The sequence below is a fragment of the Streptomyces sp. SLBN-118 genome, assembly GCF_006715635.1.
GTDB lineage: Bacteria > Actinomycetota > Actinomycetes > Streptomycetales > Streptomycetaceae > Streptomyces.
The window spans coordinates 2,900,284-2,917,829 of record NZ_VFNP01000001.1 but is presented as its reverse complement, the minus strand read 5'-3'; the positions used below and the strand labels follow the sequence as shown (position 1 = coordinate 2,917,829).

19 protein-coding genes and 1 pseudogene are annotated in these 17,546 nt (G+C 68.7%); 10 read left to right on the top strand and 10 right to left on the bottom strand.

Going from position 1 to position 17,546, the window contains the following annotated elements; translation table 11 throughout:
• Positions 1-26 precede the first annotated feature (26 nt).
• On the top strand, positions 27-1,850 hold the full coding sequence (locus FBY35_RS13095) for a phosphoenolpyruvate carboxykinase (GTP) (RefSeq protein ID WP_142213974.1): 1,824 nt from the start codon (positions 27-29) through the stop codon (positions 1,848-1,850).
• 279 nt (positions 1,851-2,129) lie between these two features.
• Here FBY35_RS13095 and FBY35_RS13090 read toward each other — a convergent pair whose 3' ends face one another.
• On the bottom strand, positions 2,130-2,513 hold the full coding sequence (locus FBY35_RS13090; protein ID WP_142213973.1) for a hypothetical protein: 384 nt from the start codon (positions 2,511-2,513) through the stop codon (positions 2,130-2,132).
• A gap of 90 nt (positions 2,514-2,603) precedes the next feature.
• Positions 2,604-3,815 carry a pyridoxal phosphate-dependent aminotransferase gene (locus FBY35_RS13085; RefSeq protein ID WP_142213972.1) on the bottom strand — a complete coding sequence of 404 codons (1,212 nt, stop codon included), beginning with the start codon at positions 3,813-3,815 and terminating at the stop codon, positions 2,604-2,606.
• A 225-nt stretch (positions 3,816-4,040) separates the two neighbouring features.
• Between FBY35_RS13085 and FBY35_RS13080 the strand changes: the two are divergent.
• Positions 4,041-4,276: pseudogene (locus tag FBY35_RS13080) on the top strand (RidA family protein); the annotation flags it as partial.
• A gap of 83 nt (positions 4,277-4,359) precedes the next feature.
• Here FBY35_RS13080 and FBY35_RS13075 read toward each other — a convergent pair.
• The 3 genes from FBY35_RS13075 to FBY35_RS13065 all read right to left on the bottom strand — a co-directional run bounded on the left by FBY35_RS13075 (position 4,360) and on the right by FBY35_RS13065 (position 6,216).
• Positions 4,360-5,010: a DUF4360 domain-containing protein gene (locus tag FBY35_RS13075; RefSeq protein WP_142213971.1), complete on the bottom strand. Its 651-nt coding sequence runs from the start codon at positions 5,008-5,010 to the stop codon at positions 4,360-4,362.
• 239 nt (positions 5,011-5,249) lie between these two features.
• On the bottom strand, positions 5,250-5,483 hold the full coding sequence (locus FBY35_RS13070) for a chaplin (RefSeq protein ID WP_142213970.1): 234 nt from the start codon (positions 5,481-5,483) through the stop codon (positions 5,250-5,252).
• Positions 5,484-5,805: 322 nt separating this feature from the next.
• Positions 5,806-6,216, bottom strand: a complete 411-nt coding sequence (locus tag FBY35_RS13065) for a rodlin (RefSeq protein WP_142213969.1) — start codon at positions 6,214-6,216, stop codon at positions 5,806-5,808.
• A 417-nt stretch (positions 6,217-6,633) separates the two neighbouring features.
• Between FBY35_RS13065 and FBY35_RS13060 the strand changes: the two genes are divergently transcribed.
• Positions 6,634-7,275 carry a vitamin K epoxide reductase family protein gene (locus FBY35_RS13060; protein ID WP_186356925.1) on the top strand — a complete coding sequence of 214 codons (642 nt, stop codon included), beginning with the start codon at positions 6,634-6,636 and terminating at the stop codon, positions 7,273-7,275.
• A gap of 113 nt (positions 7,276-7,388) precedes the next feature.
• Here FBY35_RS13060 and FBY35_RS13055 read toward each other — a convergent pair whose 3' ends face one another.
• Entirely contained in the window at positions 7,389-7,799 is a 411-nt protein-coding gene (locus tag FBY35_RS13055) for a rodlin (RefSeq protein ID WP_142213968.1), read from the bottom strand.
• Between the two features lie 235 nt (positions 7,800-8,034).
• Here FBY35_RS13055 and FBY35_RS13050 point away from each other — a divergent pair, with 235 nt between their 5' ends.
• The gene (locus FBY35_RS13050; protein ID WP_142213967.1) at positions 8,035-8,274 is read left to right on the top strand and encodes a chaplin; all 240 of its coding nucleotides are present in this window, start codon (positions 8,035-8,037) and stop codon (positions 8,272-8,274) included.
• A 150-nt stretch (positions 8,275-8,424) separates the two neighbouring features.
• Here FBY35_RS13050 and FBY35_RS13045 read toward each other — a convergent pair whose 3' ends face one another.
• A complete protein-coding gene (locus tag FBY35_RS13045; RefSeq protein ID WP_260848601.1) occupies positions 8,425-8,625 on the bottom strand; it encodes a hypothetical protein in 201 nt (66 codons plus the stop codon).
• A 735-nt stretch (positions 8,626-9,360) separates the two neighbouring features.
• Between FBY35_RS13045 and FBY35_RS13040 the strand changes: the two genes are divergently transcribed.
• The gene (locus FBY35_RS13040) at positions 9,361-9,861 is read left to right on the top strand and encodes a DUF5949 family protein (protein ID WP_142213965.1); all 501 of its coding nucleotides are present in this window, start codon (positions 9,361-9,363) and stop codon (positions 9,859-9,861) included.
• Positions 9,862-9,955: 94 nt separating this feature from the next.
• On the opposite strand, the gene FBY35_RS13035 is transcribed toward FBY35_RS13040, so the two are convergent.
• Positions 9,956-10,198, bottom strand: a complete 243-nt coding sequence (locus tag FBY35_RS13035) for a chaplin (protein ID WP_142213964.1) — start codon at positions 10,196-10,198, stop codon at positions 9,956-9,958.
• Between the two features lie 221 nt (positions 10,199-10,419).
• On the opposite strand from FBY35_RS13035, the gene FBY35_RS13030 reads away from it, so the two are divergent.
• Positions 10,420-11,298, top strand: coding sequence for a serine protease (locus tag FBY35_RS13030; protein WP_142213963.1), 879 nt, complete (start codon positions 10,420-10,422; stop codon positions 11,296-11,298).
• Positions 11,299-11,461: 163 nt separating this feature from the next.
• Positions 11,462-12,085, top strand: coding sequence for an alpha-ketoglutarate-dependent dioxygenase AlkB (locus FBY35_RS13025; protein ID WP_142213962.1), 624 nt, complete (start codon positions 11,462-11,464; stop codon positions 12,083-12,085).
• A gap of 3 nt (positions 12,086-12,088) precedes the next feature.
• On the opposite strand, the gene FBY35_RS13020 is transcribed toward FBY35_RS13025, so the two are convergent.
• Complete coding sequence (locus FBY35_RS13020; RefSeq protein ID WP_142213961.1) at positions 12,089-13,693, bottom strand: amidohydrolase family protein; 1,605 nt, start codon at positions 13,691-13,693, stop codon at positions 12,089-12,091.
• Positions 13,694-13,704: 11 nt separating this feature from the next.
• On the bottom strand, positions 13,705-14,985 hold the full coding sequence (locus FBY35_RS13015) for an amino acid deaminase (RefSeq protein WP_142213960.1): 1,281 nt from the start codon (positions 14,983-14,985) through the stop codon (positions 13,705-13,707).
• Positions 14,986-15,131: 146 nt separating this feature from the next.
• On the opposite strand from FBY35_RS13015, the gene FBY35_RS13010 reads away from it, so the two are divergent.
• Genes FBY35_RS13010 through FBY35_RS13000 form a run of 3 tightly spaced genes read left to right on the top strand, consistent with a single transcriptional unit; the run spans position 15,132 to position 17,361 of the window.
• On the top strand, positions 15,132-16,187 hold the full coding sequence (locus FBY35_RS13010) for a sugar kinase (protein ID WP_399208380.1): 1,056 nt from the start codon (positions 15,132-15,134) through the stop codon (positions 16,185-16,187).
• Entirely contained in the window at positions 16,184-16,954 is a 771-nt protein-coding gene (locus FBY35_RS13005) for an IclR family transcriptional regulator (protein ID WP_142213959.1), read from the top strand. The genes FBY35_RS13010 and FBY35_RS13005 overlap by 4 nt, the downstream gene beginning before the upstream one ends.
• Positions 16,951-17,361, top strand: coding sequence for a RidA family protein (locus tag FBY35_RS13000; protein ID WP_142213958.1), 411 nt, complete (start codon positions 16,951-16,953; stop codon positions 17,359-17,361). Before FBY35_RS13005 ends, FBY35_RS13000 begins: the two co-directional genes overlap by 4 nt.
• Positions 17,362-17,546 lie beyond the last annotated feature (185 nt).

Genomic DNA, 17,546 nt, shown 5'->3' with positions numbered 1-17,546 from the left:
TTCATACCCTCACTTAGGAGCGAATCGTGGCGCGCGACATCGCGGCTCCCAGCACCGTCCCCAGCAACCACCAGGAGCTCGTCTCCTGGGTCGACGAGATCGCAGCAATCACGCAGCCGGACAGCGTCGTCTGGTGTGACGGATCCGAGGCCGAGTACGAGCGCCTGTGCGAGGAGCTCGTTGCCAAGGGCACCTTCAAGAAGCTGGACCCGATCAAGCGCCCGAACTCCTACTACGCCGCGTCCGACCCGACCGATGTCGCGCGGGTCGAGGACCGCACCTTCATATGCTCCGAGAAGGAGGAGGACGCGGGCCCGACGAACCACTGGAAGGCTCCCGCGGAGATGAAGGAGATCTTCGCCGGTGAAAAGGGCATCTTCCGCGGCTCGATGCGTGGCCGGACGATGTACGTCGTGCCGTTCTGCATGGGCCCGCTCGGCTCCGAGCTCTCCGCGATCGGCGTCGAGATCACCGACTCCGCGTATGTCGCCGTCTCCATGCGCACGATGACCCGTATGGGACAGCCCGTCCTCGACGAGCTCGGCTCCGACGGCTTCTTCGTCAAGGCCGTGCACACGCTGGGCGCGCCCCTCGCCGAGGGCGAGCAGGACGTCCCGTGGCCCTGCAACTCCACCAAGTACATCTCGCACTTCCCCGAGACCCGCGAGATCTGGTCGTACGGCTCGGGCTACGGCGGCAACGCCCTGCTCGGCAAGAAGTGCTACGCGCTGCGCATCGCCTCCGTCATGGCGCGCGACGAGGGCTGGCTCGCCGAGCACATGCTGGTCCTCAAGCTCACCCCGCCGCACGGCGAGCCCAAGTACGTCACCGCGGCCTTCCCGAGCGCCTGCGGCAAGACCAACCTCGCCATGCTGGAGCCGACGATCTCCGGCTGGACCGTGGAGACCATAGGCGACGACATCGCCTGGATGCGCTTCGGCGAGGACGGCCGGCTGTACGCGATCAACCCCGAGGCGGGCTTCTTCGGTGTCGCGCCCGGCACCGGTGAGCACACCAACGCCAACGCCATGAAGACCATGTGGGGCAACTCCGTCTTCACCAACGTCGCCCTGACCGACGACGGCGACGTGTGGTGGGAGGGCATGACCGAAGAGCTGCCCGCGCACCTCACCGACTGGAAGGGCAACGACTGGACGCCCGAGTCCGGGACTCCGGCCGCCCACCCCAACGCCCGCTTCACCGTCCCGGCCGGGCAGTGCCCGATCATCGCGCCCGAGTGGGAGGACCCGAAGGGTGTGCCGATCTCGGCGATCCTCTTCGGCGGTCGTCGCGCCAGCGCCGTCCCGCTGGTGACCGAGTCCTTCGACTGGCAGCACGGTGTCTTCCTCGGTGCGAACGTCGCCTCCGAGAAGACCGCCGCCGCCGAGGGCAAGGTCGGCGAGCTGCGCCGCGACCCGTTCGCGATGCTGCCGTTCTGCGGCTACAACATGGGCGACTACATGGGCCACTGGCTCAAGGTCGGCAAGAACGCCGACGCGTCCAAGCTGCCGAAGATCTACTACGTGAACTGGTTCCGCAAGAACGACGCGGGCAAGTTCGTCTGGCCCGGCTTCGGCGAGAACGGCCGTGTCCTGAAGTGGATCGTGGAGCGCCTCGAGGGCAAGGCCGAGGGCGTCGAGACGCCGATCGGCATCCTGCCGACGCGTGAGGCGCTCGACACGGACGGCCTCGAACTGCCCGAGGCGGACCTGGACTTCCTGCTCAAGGTCGACAAGGACGTCTGGCGCGAGGAGGCGGCGCTGATCCCCGACCACCTCAACACCTTCGGTGACCACGCGCCGAAGGAGCTGTGGGACGAGTACCGCGCACTGGTCGCGCGTCTCGGCTGAACGCTCGCCTTCGCACCGAATTGAAGAAACGTCGCGGCGGGCCTCCCGACTTCCGCCCTGACCTGGGGGTCAACCCAGGTCCGCCGCGCCCCCGGCCCCCGGAGCCCCCTCACGGCTCCGGGGGCCGGACCGTTGTGTGCCGAGGACACAGACCCCGTGCGGGAGGGGTGGCGCAACTGGTTCTCGTGCGTGTCTGGTTCTCGTACGCGTCGGGCTGCCCGGTCCGCCGATCAGGTGGCACCCGGTCCGCGCGCCTCCTCGGCACGCGGACCGGGGCCGTCAGTGGGCGCCGGCCGGTGCGAGGGCGGCGGAGTGCACGTCCATCCGCTCGGCCGCGAGAATCGCGGCGGCGGTGTCGGCGCGGGATGCCGCGACGACGAGGGCGCGGCCCGCGATGTCGTGGGCGCGGCGGTGCAGGACTCCGCTGTCGGCCGCGCTGAGGCCGGCGTGCCGGGCGGGCGGCGCGCCGCGCAGCCGGGCGACCTCCCCGGCGATGCGCTCGGCGGCCTCGTCGAGGCCCAGTTCGTCGGTGACGGCGAGAAGCGCGGACAGGTGGCCGGCGAGCTGGATGTCCAGCTCTTCCTCGCGGCTGCGGTGCGGGTAGTCGGCCTGCGCGTCGGCCGGCATGCGTCGGGCCGACTTGGTGCGGATCGGCTCGTACATGAGATGGCCTCCTGCGTGGGTCGTCAGGAGACCATCCTAGCTTGGATTCCGTCTAAAGTTGAGCTGAATCCGGTAATCCGGCGAGATGAGTCACGGCTGGCTGTAGCCGTCGAGGAACGTCCCGATCCGCGTCACCGCGTCCGCCAGCTCCTTCGCCGCGGGCAGCGTCACGATCCGGAAGTGATCGGGCTCCGGCCAGTTGAAGCCCGTACCGTGCACGACCATGATCTTCTCGGCGCGCAGCAGGTCGAGCACCATCTGCCGGTCGTCCTTGACCTTGTAGACCTTGGGGTCGAGCCGGGGGAACAGATACAGCGCGCCCTTCGGCTTGACGCAGGTCACGCCCGGGATCTGGGTGAGCAGGTCGTACGCGACGTCCCGCTGCTCCAGGATCCGGCCGCCCGGCAGGACGAGGTCCTCGATCGACTGCCGGCCGCCGAGCGCGGTGGCGACCGCGTGCTGCGAGGGCATGTTCGCGCACAGGCGCATATTGGCGAGGATGGTCAGGCCCTCGATGTACGAGGCCGCATGCGCCTTCGGGCCGCAGACGGCCATCCAGCCGGAGCGGTACCCGGCCACCCGGTAGTTCTTCGACAGCCCGTTGAAGGTCAGGACCATCAGGTCCGGCGCGACCGCGGCGGTCGGCGTGTGCGTGGCGCCGTCGTAGAGGATCTTGTCGTAGATCTCGTCGGAGCAGACGATCAGATTGTGCCGGCGGGCGATCTCGGTGAGGCCGCGCAGCATCTCCTCGCTGTACACCGCACCCGTGGGGTTGTTCGGGTTGATGATCACGATCGCCTTGGTGCGGTCGGTGATCTTCCGCTCAATGTCCGCGAGGTCGGGCATCCAGTCGGCCTGCTCGTCGCAGCGGTAGTGCACGGCGGTGCCGCCCGCGAGCGACACACACGCGGTCCACAGCGGATAGTCCGGGGCCGGTACGAGCACCTCGTCGCCGTCGTCGAGCAGCGCCTGCATCGACATCTGGATCAGTTCGGAGGCGCCGTTGCCGAGGTAGATGTCCTCGACGTCCAGGTCGATGCCCTTGGTCTGGTAGTGCTGCATCACCGCGCGGCGCGCGGACAGCAGGCCCTTCGCGTCGCCGTAGCCGTGCGCGTCGCCGAGGTTGCGGAGCATGTCCTCCAGGATCTCGGGCGGGCACTCGAAGCCGAAGGCGGCGGGGTTGCCGGTGTTGAGCTTGAGGATGCGATGACCTGCTGCCTCAAGCCGCATTGCCTCCTCGAGGACCGGACCCCGGATTTCGTAACAGACGTTGGCGAGCTTCGTCGACTGGATCACCTGCATGCCCGTGAGCTTACGGGCGCGTAAAGCTGATCGCTTGCTGTTTTCGGCCACCGGGACGTGGCGCGAATGTCCGGTTTGTTGCATCGGGCCGGTGAGCGTGCCCGCTTCCCTTCGAAACGGCCACCGGTACGGTCCCTGCGCCTGCGGTTTGCGCTACGAGAGCCGAAAGCGGACGGGCCGATGTTGTCCTCGTCACCTTGCCCGTGGAGAGTCCTCAATGCCTGCCTCAACATCGCCACCGCCCTGGCCGAGGCCGGCGGCTCCTTCGACGCGTGGCGAAGCTGACCGTCTGCGTCGTCGACCGGACCACCGACAAGATGCCCCTGCTCTTCGAGGGGATCACCCGGGCGACCGGGAAACTGGGGGTCACCCCGGTACCGTCGGCCTCGCTGCTGGGCGTCGCGGCACTGGACGTACCGGAGCACCTGATTGAGATCGATGCCGTCGCGGTCCTCGACTGAACGGAAGAGTCCGGGTCCGCAGCAACGGGACGGTCGACAGCGCCCCGGCCACCGCAAAGGGGCGGCCGGGGCAGTGGGACGTCTCAGGACTCCTCGCATTCCTTCCATGCGAGCCGGTAGATGGTGTTGATGGAGCCGTCCGTCGAGTCCATCGTCATGAAACTCGTCGTTTTCTTGGGGTCCGATGTCCCTGCGTTCACACGCACTTCGGTGTTGATGTTGAAGTTACGCTTCACTCCGCACGGTGCCCATACCAACTGGCCCCATTCCGTGGAGTCCGACGCCTGCCAGTTGTCGTCGAGTGGGCCCTTGAAGGGGTGATTTCTGGCCGCCGTATCCGGCGATCCCTGGAAGTAGTACGAGGCTTTCTGTATCGCCGTGGCGCCGGACTGGAGGCTCGCGAAGCCGCGGTAGTCGGCCCGGGCTATCGCGTACGTGAAGCCCTGCGGAACATGGACGATCAGGTTGAGCTGGCAGTTCTTGCGGAAGTCGGTCGGGCCCGCGCCCACGCCCACTTTGGCGAGGTACTCGCTGTACGTCACGGTGAAGGCTGTGTTGTCCTCGGACACGGCCACCGCGGCGGTTCCCGGGCGACAGCCCGATCCATTGACCGTTGCGATGTCGATCGTGATTTTGTCAGGGGGTGTGGCGCTGACCGCGGATGCGTCCTGAGCGGCCAGCAGCGAAGCGAGAATTGCCGCTGTCGCGCCGCCTGCGAAAAGTGCACGGGACATGATTCTCCCATCGGGGGAATGTGAGGGGTTCATCCGGAACAAGCCATGTGGCCATGGACATGTCAACTCTTCAAACACTTCCTGGCACTTCTCGAAGAGCCGGATCGACCTGAATGGTAGGTACCAACAGAACGGCTGACTAGGGTCGTTATTGGCCAGCCGCCCTCCATGGCCGGATGCACGCAAAGGCGGCCCCGAGGCGAGCTCTCGCGCTCCTCGGGGCCGCTCGGTGCTGAAAGTCAGTCGGTGGCGCAGGCGTTGCCGAAGGTCGGGTTCAGCATGGCGATCAGGTTGAGCGAGTTGCCGCAGGCGATCAGCGGAAGGTCGAGCGGAACCTGAATGACGTTGCCGGACAGGACGCCGGGAGAACCGACGGCGGCGCCCTCGGCGCCCGCGTCCGCCATGGCGGGGGCGGCGCCGCCCACGGCCATGATGACGCCCGCTACGACGGCAGCAGCCTTCTTGTACTTCATCTTTGTGATCCTTTCAGCAGTGGTGCCCGTACGCAGGCGCGACCGTCGCGGGCTGCGCTGCCAGTTTCCTGTTCATGGACACCGCTGTATGGACTAGTAACGACTGGATTCCCGCAAAGAAACCTCAATATGGCCGCCCGTTCGAGAAGTCACTCGGATGCCCCGCGAGCATTTTTATTTAACTGCCGAGTAGTTTCTTGGCGATAACGCCCTTCTTGCTTCGCGGGGCGTCATTTTCTCATTCGCCGGAACAGTTGGCGCCCTGAAAAGAGTGCACCCCCGAACGCTCGGCGCTCGGGGGTGCACGCTGCCGCTGTATGTGTCAGCTGTCGGCGGAGCCGTTGCCGGACAGGGCCGAGATGTAGTCGAGGATGTGGGACAGCGCCTCGTCGCCCTTGGCCTGGGTCGAGTTCTCGGTGCACTGCTGGGTCTGCGGGCTCGACAGGACCGGGATGTCCTGAGCGGAGACGGGGACGACGCCGAGGAGCGAGCCGACATCGGCCTTGGCCGGCAGGCCGACGCAGGGCTTGTTGAGCGAGCCCTGGGCGATGCCCATCTGCGGGCTCATGTCGCCGTGGGTGGCGGAGGTGCCGTACTCCTGCGAGGCGCCCTCGCCGCTGGTCGACATGGTGCCCCCGTCGTTGCCGATAGCCAGGGCCTGAGGGGCCATCGAAGCACCGACGCCCACCATCGAAGCAGTGACGGCCGCAGTCGCCAGAATCTTCTTGATCACTTTGTGTCCCTTTTCGCTTTGATCGATCGATCGTGGAGCAGACTGATCAACTGGATCCCGCGGGTTTGGTTCCGCGTATTCACCCGAATGCCGCAACGATTTGATATAAGGCCCGGAATGAAATATCGGCGGAGGGCTGTCAGAAGGCCCTCCGCCGACGGGAGCAGATCGTCGCGGGTACCCGGATGCGCCATGCCAACAGGAAGCACGACTGCCCCACGACGCAATGCGCCGCCGGCTGGAGGCCTGCAACCGGAGCAGATCCCATGCACGGTCTGCATGGCCATTCCATCACCTCCGCAGGGCCGTCCGGCTCCGTATTCACCCGTTTGCCGAATGAATTCGCGGCGATCGGAGCAATCCTGAATTGGGGCACAATGAGGGTGTCCAGCACGCAATCGAAGCGGTGAAAACTACATGACAATGACAGCAGAGGGACCGGTGTCCGTCGGGCAGCGGAGAAGCCGAAGGGCTCGGGGGGAAGGCATCGGCGGCAGTCGTGCTTTCTCGTGGCTTCTGGTGATCACGGGTGCGGCGGGTCTGCTGGCGTCGTGGGTGATCACGATCGACAAGTTCAAACTGCTGGAGGACCCGGGGTTCACGCCGGGGTGCAGTCTGAATCCGGTGGTGTCGTGCGGGAACATCATGAAGAGCGGGCAGGCGTCGGCGTTCGGGTTCCCGAATCCGATGCTGGGGCTGGTGGCCTACTCGGTGGTGATCGCGATCGGTGCGGCGCTGCTGGCGGGGGCGCGGTTCAGGCGCTGGTACTGGCTGGGGCTCAATGCCGGGTGCCTGTTCGGGGTGGGCTTCTGCAGCTGGCTGCAGTACCAGTCGCTGTACGAGATCAACGCGCTGTGCCTGTGGTGCTCGCTGGCCTGGATCGCCACCATCGTGATGTTCTGCTACGTCACGCTGCACAACATCGAGTACCGGATCATCAAGGTGCCCCAGGGGCTGCGCAAGGGGCTGCTGGAGTTCCACTGGATGCCGCCGGTGCTGTGGATCGGCATCATCGGGATGCTCGTCCTCACCCGCTGGTGGGACTTCTGGACCGGCTGAGCGGTACCCGTACTGACAGCGAAGCACGGACCAGCGAAGCACGGACAGCGAAGACCCCGGCGGCCTGCGAGAGGCGCCGGGGTCTTGCTGGCTCACGCCCCGAGGGGCGGGGTTCAGATGCCGGACGAGCCGTTGCCGGACAGGGCCGAGATGTCGTCGAGGATGTGGGACAGCGCCTCGTCGCCCTTGGCCTGGGTCGAGTTCTCGGTGCACTGCTGGGTCTGCGGGCTCGACAGGACCGGGATGTCCTGCACGGAGACGGGGACGACGCCGAGGAGCGAGCCGACATCGGCCTTGGCCGGCAGGCCGACGCAGGGCTTGTTGAGCGAGCCCTGGACGAGGCCCATCTGCGGGCTCATGTCGCCCCAGGTCTCGGCGTTGCCGTAAACCTGCGAGGAGTTGGTGCCGCTTTCCGAGGTCGTGCCGGTGTCGTTCCCGATGGCCATAGCCTGCGGAGCCATCGCCGCGCCCGCGGCCGCCACGGAGAGGGTGACCGCCGCAGTCGCCATAACCTTCTTGAGCATGTTCCGTCCTTAGGTTTCGTGGATGCCCGCCGATGGAGCTCCCTGGACAACTGGAACCCCTGAGCATTGGTTCTCCCGGTTCACTCAATCGGCCCCAAATTGCCGTGCTCGTAGGGATATTGGGCCGAACAGGGGGCATCGGTGGTGTCGGCCGTGTCATCTCTATGGGTAATCCGTTTCGATCTGTGTGAGCCCTAATGTTGGGCAGAACATCGAACAGAAGGTGCTATTTCCCATGAAGACTGCCAAGAAGGCCGCCCTGGTCCTGGCCACCGCAGGTCTCGCCGCTGGTTCCGCGGCGGGCGCCGCGTTCGCCGACTCCGGTGCGCAGGGTGCAGCCACGGGCTCGCCGGGCGTGCTGTCGGGCAATGCCGCCCAGGTCCCGGTGCACGTGCCGGTCGCCCTCTGCGGGAACACGGTCGACGCGATCGCCCTGCTGAACCCGACCTTCGGCAACATCTGCGCGGCCGACTGATCTCGTTCCACGCAAGGGTGGCGCCACCGGTACGGACCGGTTGCGCCACCCTTGTGCGGTTCCGAGCCGGCGGAACGGCGAGTACGGAGGAAGGGGGTGCGGCCACGGAGGTCGCACCCTCTCCTGAACACATAGCCGCAGACGGGCGGTTCAGCCGCCGAGTTCGACGCCGCCCAGCATCGGAGTGAGTGCGCCGGCCGACTTCTGGACCTGCTGCGGGGCGTCGCCCTCGAAGGTGTTCACCCCGCTCGCGGTGTCGGCGACATCGCTCACCACGGACCCCTGGCCGTCCAGGAGCGGTGCCTGGCTGATGGCCTGGGCGAGACCGCCATTGAGGCTCATGGGCGGCATGGACGTCGTGGTGGCGGCCATTGCGGGAGACGCAGCCCCCATCGCCGCTACGGAGCCCGCAATAATCGCAGCAACCCTCGAGTACTTCATCTCTTCGAATCCCTTTCTCCGGCGGCGATTCTCGCCGTCGTCGACATGGGTAACGAGACCCGGCCGGGCGAGAAACCCTGGCTCCGGCGCCTGGCTCGATGCCGTACCCACGCGACGCGGGCAGCGATTCTCGTATCAGCTGCTATTGGGCCGAACCGCCTTTTGCCGAAAAGCTGTTGGAAACCGGGGGCAGGTCGTGGAGCCAGCCCCTGCGCGGCGGCGGGGGGCCAGGGAGAATGTCGGCTTCTCCCGTCGGTTGCGGCGGGTAACGGGTAAGGCGGGTCCACTCCGCGTCGGGCCTGCCCGGCACCGTGCGGCCGGCCGCTGCCCACTCCCGGGCGAGCTGTTCGTAGAGGGGACTGGACCCGGCGGGCGGACTCGCCGGGTTCGGGGCTGAGAGCGTCTGGACGCGCTGCCATCGGGCAGTGGCGTTGGTCCTTCCCATAAGATCGCCAACGCGCGCCCGCGGGCGAAGTCACTGCCGGGGCAGGGCATCGGGGGACGGGAGGAACGGCTTTTCGACCCCGTCGCACGTATCGGTGACATCCCCTTCCGCCACTCGATGCAGCACCTGCCATTTCTGACTCCGCCATCCAGGTGAACGGTTGACTTCACCTGGTCAGCAGGGCATTAGGGTGCCGAGCCATGACCACTGCTTCCCCTTCCCAGAACACCGTCCAGCGCAGCCATTTGGGCACCCTTTCGGTGCTCGCGTGGACCGGGGACCCCGAAGAGGGCCATGACATGCCCTATCTGATCGCCTACTCCCTCGGCGACGGCGCAGCAGGCGCCGAGGCGGGCGAGGCGGCACTCCTCGCTGTGATCGACGAGCTGGGGCTCACGCCGGGCGGTGGCCTGTACGACGCCACCGTCGCAAACAACTCCCCGATCCGGCTGCTCGTCGAGGGCGGGCACGCCGTCCTCAACATGCCGTACCTGAGCGTGCAGTGCCGTGCCCCGCAGGAGTGGCTCACTGCCGCCGAACAGCGCGGCCACGCGCACTTCATGGTGGCCAGCCGCCCGTGGCCGGAGGCGGTCCCGGGCCGGCCCGTCACCGAGGAGATGCTCCAGGCCTTCCTCGGCGACCAGGACACCCTCACCAGCGCGGCGCACATCCTGCTGCCGGTGAGCCGGCTGCGCCGCTGACCGGACCGTCCGGCGGCGACATACGACTGCGGCCTGACACGACTGCGGCCTCCCCCTTTCGACAAGGGGGAGGCCGCAGTGCTCGGGGAAGGAGTCAGCCGCCGAGCACGCACTGGCCGCCGAAGGCCGGGTTGAGCAGCCCGACGACGTCCGCGGTGTTGCCGCAGACGGCGAGCGGGACGTGGACGGGCGCCTGGACGGCGTTGCCCGAGAGGACACCGGGGGAGTCGGTGGCGGCGCCGAGCGCGCCGGCGTCGGCGGCGGCCATACCGGCACCGCCGGCCAGGATCGCACCCGTGCCGACGACAACAGCGGCTGCCTTCGTGATACGCGACATCAGTTCTCCTTGCAAGATCAAGAGCTCGGCCGCAAGACCTGCGGCCGTCACGTTTTCAACGCCGCAACGCATGCCCGGTAACGGATGAATATCCAAAGTCGTCGCTATGGACGGCACCTGACTGGAATCCATCCCTTGTCGGCCGACCCGGATCCCCTAACAATGCGCATGACAAACCGAAGACCCCTTCGGTCACATCAGTCGCAAGAGGGGACCCCCACATGAACAAGCCTCTCGCCGGCACGTTCCTCGCCCTGGCGCTTCTCGGGGCGGGCGCGGCGCCCGCGATCGCGGTCACCGCCGCGGACGCGGCGCCTGCCGGCACGACCACCGCGGCAGCCCGGCCTACGGCCCAAGTCACCGCCAAGGCAGTCGACTTCGCCGGGACGGTGGCGCTCAGCAACTGCTCCGGATCGGTGGTGCGGATGCCGGGATCGGAGCCCGACGACCCCGCCCTCGTGCTCTCCAACGGGCACTGCATAGAGAGCGGCTTCCCGGCCGCGGGTGAGGTCATCGTCGACCAGCCCTCCAGCCGCAGCTTCTCACTGCTCAACTCCGCGGGCAGCAGAGTCGCCACGCTGCGGGCGAGCAAGATCGCGTACGCGACGATGACGGACACCGACATCTCGCTGTACCAACTCACCAGCACCTACCAGCAGATACAGAGCCGCTACGGCATCAGGGCGCTCGAACTGAACGCCGCGCACCCGGTGCAGGGCACGGCCATCAAGGTCGTCTCCGGGTACTGGAAGCGGATCTACAGCTGCGCGGTCGACGGCTTCGCCTACCGCCTGAAAGAGGGTGAGTGGACCTGGAAGGACTCGGTCCGCTACACCTCCAGCTGCAATACGATCGGCGGTACCTCGGGCTCGCCGGTCGTCGACAACGCCACCGGCAAGGTCGTCGCCGTCAACAACACCGGCAACGAGGACGGCCGGCGCTGCACCGACAACAACCCCTGCGAGGTCGACGAGAACGGCCAGGTCACGGTGCGCAAGGGGATCAACTACGCCCAGGAGACGTACGGGATAGTCCCCTGCGTCGGGCTCGACAGCAAGATCGACCTCGGCCGGGCGGGCTGCGTGCTGCCCAAGCCGTAGGCCGCGGGACGCCGTCCGCGGCCGTCGTCCGTGCCGTCGTGGTGGTGCCTGCCGTGGGCAGTGCACTTCGCGGTGGCCGACGGCGGCCGCGGACGGTCCGGCGAGATCGGCACGAACCTCATAGGCTCGTTCGTGTGTTCGAATGAGGAGGTACTCTGGAGGCATGGCAGCGCATCTCCAGGGTTCGCTCTTCGACCAGACCGACGAGATACGTCTCGGTCCACTGAAAGACGTCCGGCGGACCGTGCTCGGTGACGGGGCATGGATCGATCTGCTGCCCGGCTGGCTCGGCGGGGCGGACGCACTCTTCGAGGAGCTGGTCTCCTCGGTGCCGTGGCGGGCCGAGCGGCGGCAGATGTACGAGCACGTGGTGGCCGTGCCGCGGCTGCTCGCCCACTACGGCGACCGGCTCCCGCACCCCGTGCTGGACGAGGCCCGCGCCGCGCTCTCCGCGTACTACGGACCGGAGCTCGGCGAACCGTTCACCACCGCCGGGCTCTGCTACTACCGCGACGGCCGCGACAGCGTCGCCTGGCACGGTGACACCCACGGGCGCGGCTCCCGCGAGGACACCATGGTCGCCATCCTGTCCGTCGGCGCCCCGCGTGATCTGGTGCTGCGACCGCGCAGCGGTGACCGGCTCCCCCTGCGCAGGCCGCTCGGGCACGGCGACCTGATCGTGATGGGCGGGTCCTGCCAGCGGACCTGGGAGCATGCCGTGCCGAAGACGGCGCGCTCGGTGGGGCCGCGCATCAGCATCCAGTTCCGCCCGCACGGGGTGAGCTGACGCTCAGGCGGGCGTCCTGCGCACCGACCGGCCCGCCAGTACGTCCGTACGCGAACCGTCCTCGATCACGAACCGGCCGTCGATCAGCACATAGGGGATGCCGGCCGGCAGCGTACGAGGTGCTTCGAAGGTCGAGCCCGCGGCGACCGTCTCCGGGTCGAACAGCACCAGGTCGGCCCGGTAGCCCTCGCGGACAAGGCCACGGTCCGGCAGGCGCAGCCGGGCGGCCGGACGGGAAGTGAGGTGGGCGACGGCCTCCTCCAGGGAGAGGATGCCCAACTCCCGTGCGTACCGGCCGAGATACTGCGGGAAGGTTCCGTACGCCCGCGGGTGCGGCTTGTGGCCCTGCAGGATGCCGTCGCTGCCGCCGGTGTGGACGCGGTGGCGCATGATCTGCCGGACGTTCTCCTCGTGGCCGACGTGCTGGAGGATCATCGATCCGAGCCGGTCGTCGATCAGGAGGCGGCGGGCGGTCGCCCAGGGGGCCTCGCCGCGGGCCTCGGCCAACTCCTGGACCGTCGTGCCGACACAGCTCCCGAGCCCGCGGTCGCTCACACCGGAGACCTCGACGGTGTCCCACTCGATGGGAACACCGTGGCAGCCGTCCGAGCCGATCTCCTCCAGGTGGTGGCGGATCTTTTCGGCGCACTCCTCGTCCTGGAGGCGGGCCAGGACCGCCTCGGGTCCGCCCTCGCTCGCCCAGCTCGGCAGCATCGCCACGAGCGTGGTGCAGCCGGGGGTGTAGGGGTAGGTGTCGAGGCTGATGTCGGCTCCGGCGTCCAGAGCCGTGTCGAGCAGGGCAAGCAGATCGGGGGCCTTGCCCTTGTTCACGCCGAAGTTCATGGTGGCGTGCGCGAGATGGAGGGCGCAGCCGGCCTCGCGCGCGAGGCCGACCATCTCCTCGTAGGCCTTCAGCGCCCCGGCGCCGTACGAGCGGTGATGGGGGCAGTAGTAGCCGCCGTAGCGCGCCACCACCCGGCACAGCTCGGTCAGTTCGGCGTCGCCCGCGTACATGCCGGGCGTGTAGGTCAGGCCGGAGGACATGCCGACCGCGCCCTGTTCGAGGCCCTCGGCGACGAGCTGCCGCATACGGGCCAGCTCGGCGGGGGTCGCCGGGCGGTCGTCCCAGCCCACCGCGTACATGCGGACGGTGCCCTGCGGGACGAGATACGCGGCGTTGACCGCGATGCCCCGGTCCAGGCGGTCGAGATACTCGCCGACCGTACGCCAGTCGAAGTCGACGGAGGTGTCCCCGGGCTCACCGCCGTTCCAGCCGGTGATGGCCTGGCGGACCTCGGTGAGCGTCGCATCGTCGACGGGGGCGTACGACAGTCCGTCCTGGCCGAGGACTTCGAGCGTGACGCCCTGAGCGGCCTTCGCCTCGTGCGCCGGGTCGCGCAGCAGGGCGAGGTCGCTGTGCGCGTGCATGTCGATGAAGCCGGGGGACAGGGCCAGTCCCTGCGCGTCGACGGTGCGCGCGGCGGACAGGGCGGGTTCGCCCTCGCGGCGGATGGCACTGATACGGCCGCCGTCCAGGCCGACGTCGGCGCGGTACGAGGGGCCGCCGGAGCCGTCGATGACGCGCACGCCGCGGATGGCGAGGTCCATGGCCCGGCCTCTCAGAAGAAGGTGCGGATGAAGTCGGTGACCGTGCCGTCCGCCTCGACCAGCGGGATCAGCTGCCACTTGTCGAAGCTCGTGCACGGGTGGGACAGGCCCATGCCGACCCAGTCGCCGACCTCCAGGTCTGCCTCCGGGGTGGTGCGCAGCCAGCCGTGCTGGTCGGACAGGCCGCTGACGCTGATACCGGCGGCCGGGCGGATCTCGCCGGTGCGGGCGTCGCGGACGACCTGGGCCTCGGGCAGGTCGAGGTCGTGCGCGGCGTCCCGCTTGCCCCCGTTGACGAAGGCCTGCTCGGGCGACGGGCGGGAGACGACCTGGGCCCAGAGACGGAAGGCGGGCTGGAGGGCGCCCTCCTCGGGGACCCGGTTGAAGGGGGTGAGGTGGCGGTAGTGGCCGTCGTCGTGCGAGACGTACGCGCCCGAGCGGAGCAACTTCAGTACGGGACGCGAGAGTTCGGGGATCTGGCCGAAGACGTCGGCGACCGCGTCGAACCAGGCGCTGCCGCCCGCGCTGACGACGATCTCGTCGGCTCCCTCGTAGCGGCCGTCCTTGTCGAAGTCGGCGGCGAGCGCGGTGAGGCGGCGCAGCCAGGCGTGGACGCGGTCGTCATCGGCCTGGGGGACCTCGGCCTCGTAGCCCGCGACCCCGACGAGACGCAGGGTGGGCGCGGCGGCGACGGCATCGGCGACGGCGGCGCAGTCGGCCTCCGTACGCGCTCCGGTGCGGGCGCCCTCGCCGGCGCCGAGTTCGACGACGACGTCAAGGGGGCGGGAGGCTCCCTTGAGCGCTTCGTCCATCAGCTCCACGCCGCGTACGGAGTCCACGTAACAAATGCAGCGGAAGCCGGAGTCGGCGTCCAGCTCTTGCGCGAGCCAGCGCAGGGCGGCCGGGTCGACGATCTCGTTGGCCAGGAAGATCCGCTGGATGCCGTAGGCGCGGTAGACGCGGGCCTGGTGGGGGACGGCGGCGGTGATGCCCCAGGCGCCGTGCGCGAGCTGGCGGTCGAAGATCTGGGGGGACATGGACGTCTTGCCGTGCGGGGCGAAGGCGAGGCCGTGGCGCTTGGAGTAGGTCTCCAGGAGGGCGAGGTTGTGCTCGACGGACTCGGCGGAGAGTGCGAGGACGGGGGTGGTGAAGCCGCCGGTGAAGAGGTTGCGGCGCTGGGCGGCGAGAGCGCCGACGGTGAGACGGGCGGTCTCGGCGTCCGGGGGGAGTGCCTTGAAACGGTGGTCGACGGGTTCGTCGGCGAGTTGTCCGACGGTGGTGTCGCCTGCCATGGGTCCTCCTCGGTCAGGGCGTTGCATTATATGCAACGACCATTGCGCATCTCGCTGACGGCTGTCTAACATCCGAGCCAACGCCCGGTCAATGATGTGCCCGGCGTCCGACGCATGAGGAGGCCTGAGGGATCGTGACCCCCGACGTGCCCGGACCCGACCCCGGCCCCGTGGACATCGTCTGCCTCGGCGAGTCCATGGTCACGTTTGTGCCCACGGCGCCGGGCCGCCTCGCCGATGTGCCGTCCTTCGTACGCGGTATCGGCGGAGCCGAGTCCAACGTGGCCTGCTCTCTCGCGGCTTCCGGCCACAGCGCGAGGTGGATCGGCCGGGTGGGCGCGGACGGCTTCGGCGAGCACCTGGTCGCGGCGATGGCGTCGTTCGGCGTCGACACGTCGGCGGTGCAGCGCGATCCGCTGCGGCCGACGGGGATCTACTTCCGTACGGCGGGCGACCGCGCGTCGGACGCGCACGAGGTCCGCTACTACCGGGCGGGGTCCGCGGCATCCGCGATGTCGCCGTCGACGGTGCGGTACGAGGATGTGTGGGCGGGGCGAATTCTGCATCTGTCGGGGATCACGGCGGCGCTGTCGGCGGACTGCCTGGCCCTGATGCGCGAACTCACGGCGCGGCGTCCGGGGCGTCCGCCGGTCTCCTTCGACGTCAACCACCGTCCTGGCCTGTGGGACACCGACGCCGGCGCGCACGTACTGCTCGACCTGGCCCGCGGCGCGGACATCGTCTTCGTCGGGGAGGACGAGGCGGGGGAGGCGTGGGGGCTGCGGGGCGCTGCGGCGATCCGCGAGGCGCTGGCGGAGCCGGAGGTGGTTGTGGTGAAGCGGGGAGCAGAGGGGGCGGTGGCGTACGCCAGTAACGGCGGCGGCCCCGACACCGTCACCCACGCGCCCGCGCCCCGCGTCGACGTGGTCGCGCACGTCGGCGCCGGGGACGCCTTCGCCGCCGGTTTCCTCTCCGCCACCCTCCGGGGGCTCCCCGTTCACCACCGGCTGCGGCACGGGCATCTCATGGCCGCCGCCACCCTCACCGTCGCCGGCGACCTGGCCACTCCGCCTCCGCGGGCGTGTGCCGACCGGCTTGTCGCACTCGACAACCGTGACTGGGGGAGACTGCGACTCGGCCCCGGCTGGACCGCGGCCCCGGAGCACGGCTCGCAGGACCCGCAGGAGGTACGTATCCCATGAGCCAGACCGTCGACCGTGCGCTGAGCATCCTTCCCCTGCTCGCCCAGGGACCCGCCGACCTCGGGCAGGTCGCCGAACGCCTCGGCGTGCACAAGTCCACCGCGCTGCGGCTGCTGCGTACGCTCCACGAGCACGGACTCGTCTACCGCCAGCAGGACCAGCGCTACCGCCTCGGCGCCCGCCTCTTCGCCCTCGCCCAGGAAGCCGTCGAGAACCTCGACGTACGCGAGATCGCCCACCCCCATCTCGTCGCCCTCAACGAGCAGATCGGTCACACCGTCCACCTCGCCGTGTACGAGGAGAGCGAGGTTCTCTACATCGACAAGGTCGAGAGCCGCTATCCCGTCCGGATGTACTCGCGGATCGGCAAGCCCGTCGCGATCACCGTCGCCGCGGTGGCGAAACTGCTCCTCGCCGACCTGCCCGAGCCCGAGCGCCGCGCCCTCGCGGAGAAGCTCGACTACCCCATGTACACATCCCGTTCGATCCCGGACTCCGCCGCGTTCCTCAAGGAACTCGCCGGCGTACGCGACCAGGGTTGGGCCACCGACCTCGGCGGCCACGAGGAGTCCATCAACTGCATCGCGGCCGCCGTCCGCGGCGCCGACGGCCGCGTCGTCGCCGCCATGTCGGTCTCGGCGCCGAATGTCGTCGTCACCGCCGAGGAACTCCTCACCCTCCTTCCGCTGGTGCGCCGCACCGCCGACGCCATCAGCCGCGAGTACTCAGGAAGCAACGGCAACCTCCCTGCGAAGGAAGCTCCATGAGCGAGAAGATCGCGATCACCCCCGCCACCCACACCGCACCGCCCGCGAAGTTCTCCCACGGCGTCAAGAAGGGCAACATCCTCCAGGTCGCCGGCCAGGTCGGCTTCCTGCCGGCCGTCGAGGGGCAGGCCCCCACCCCCGCGGGTCCCACCCTGCGTGAGCAGACTCTCCAGACCCTGGCCAACGTCAAGGCGGTCCTCGAAGAGGGCGGCGCGAGCTGGGACGACGTGATGATGATGCGCGTCTACCTCACGGACACGGCCCACTTCGCCGAGATGAACGCGATCTACAACTCCTACTTCGACGAGCAGGGCCTGGGGGCCCCCGCCTCCGCCCGTACGACCGTGTACGTCGGCCTCCCCGCGGGCCTCCTCATCGAGATCGACGCTCTGGCAGTCCTCGGCTGACCTTCGTCTGACCTTGTTCGGTCCCCCGTCGCACGGGGCGGCGCTCTTTCACGAAGCGCCGTCCCGCGGTCCCCCGTGCCCCCCTTGTCGCATCGCGGCTTCACGTGGTCGTCCGGCTTTCCCGGGCTCGCCCTGCGACTTACGTTCCCCGCAATGTCGCATCGCGGCTTCACGTGGTCGTCCGG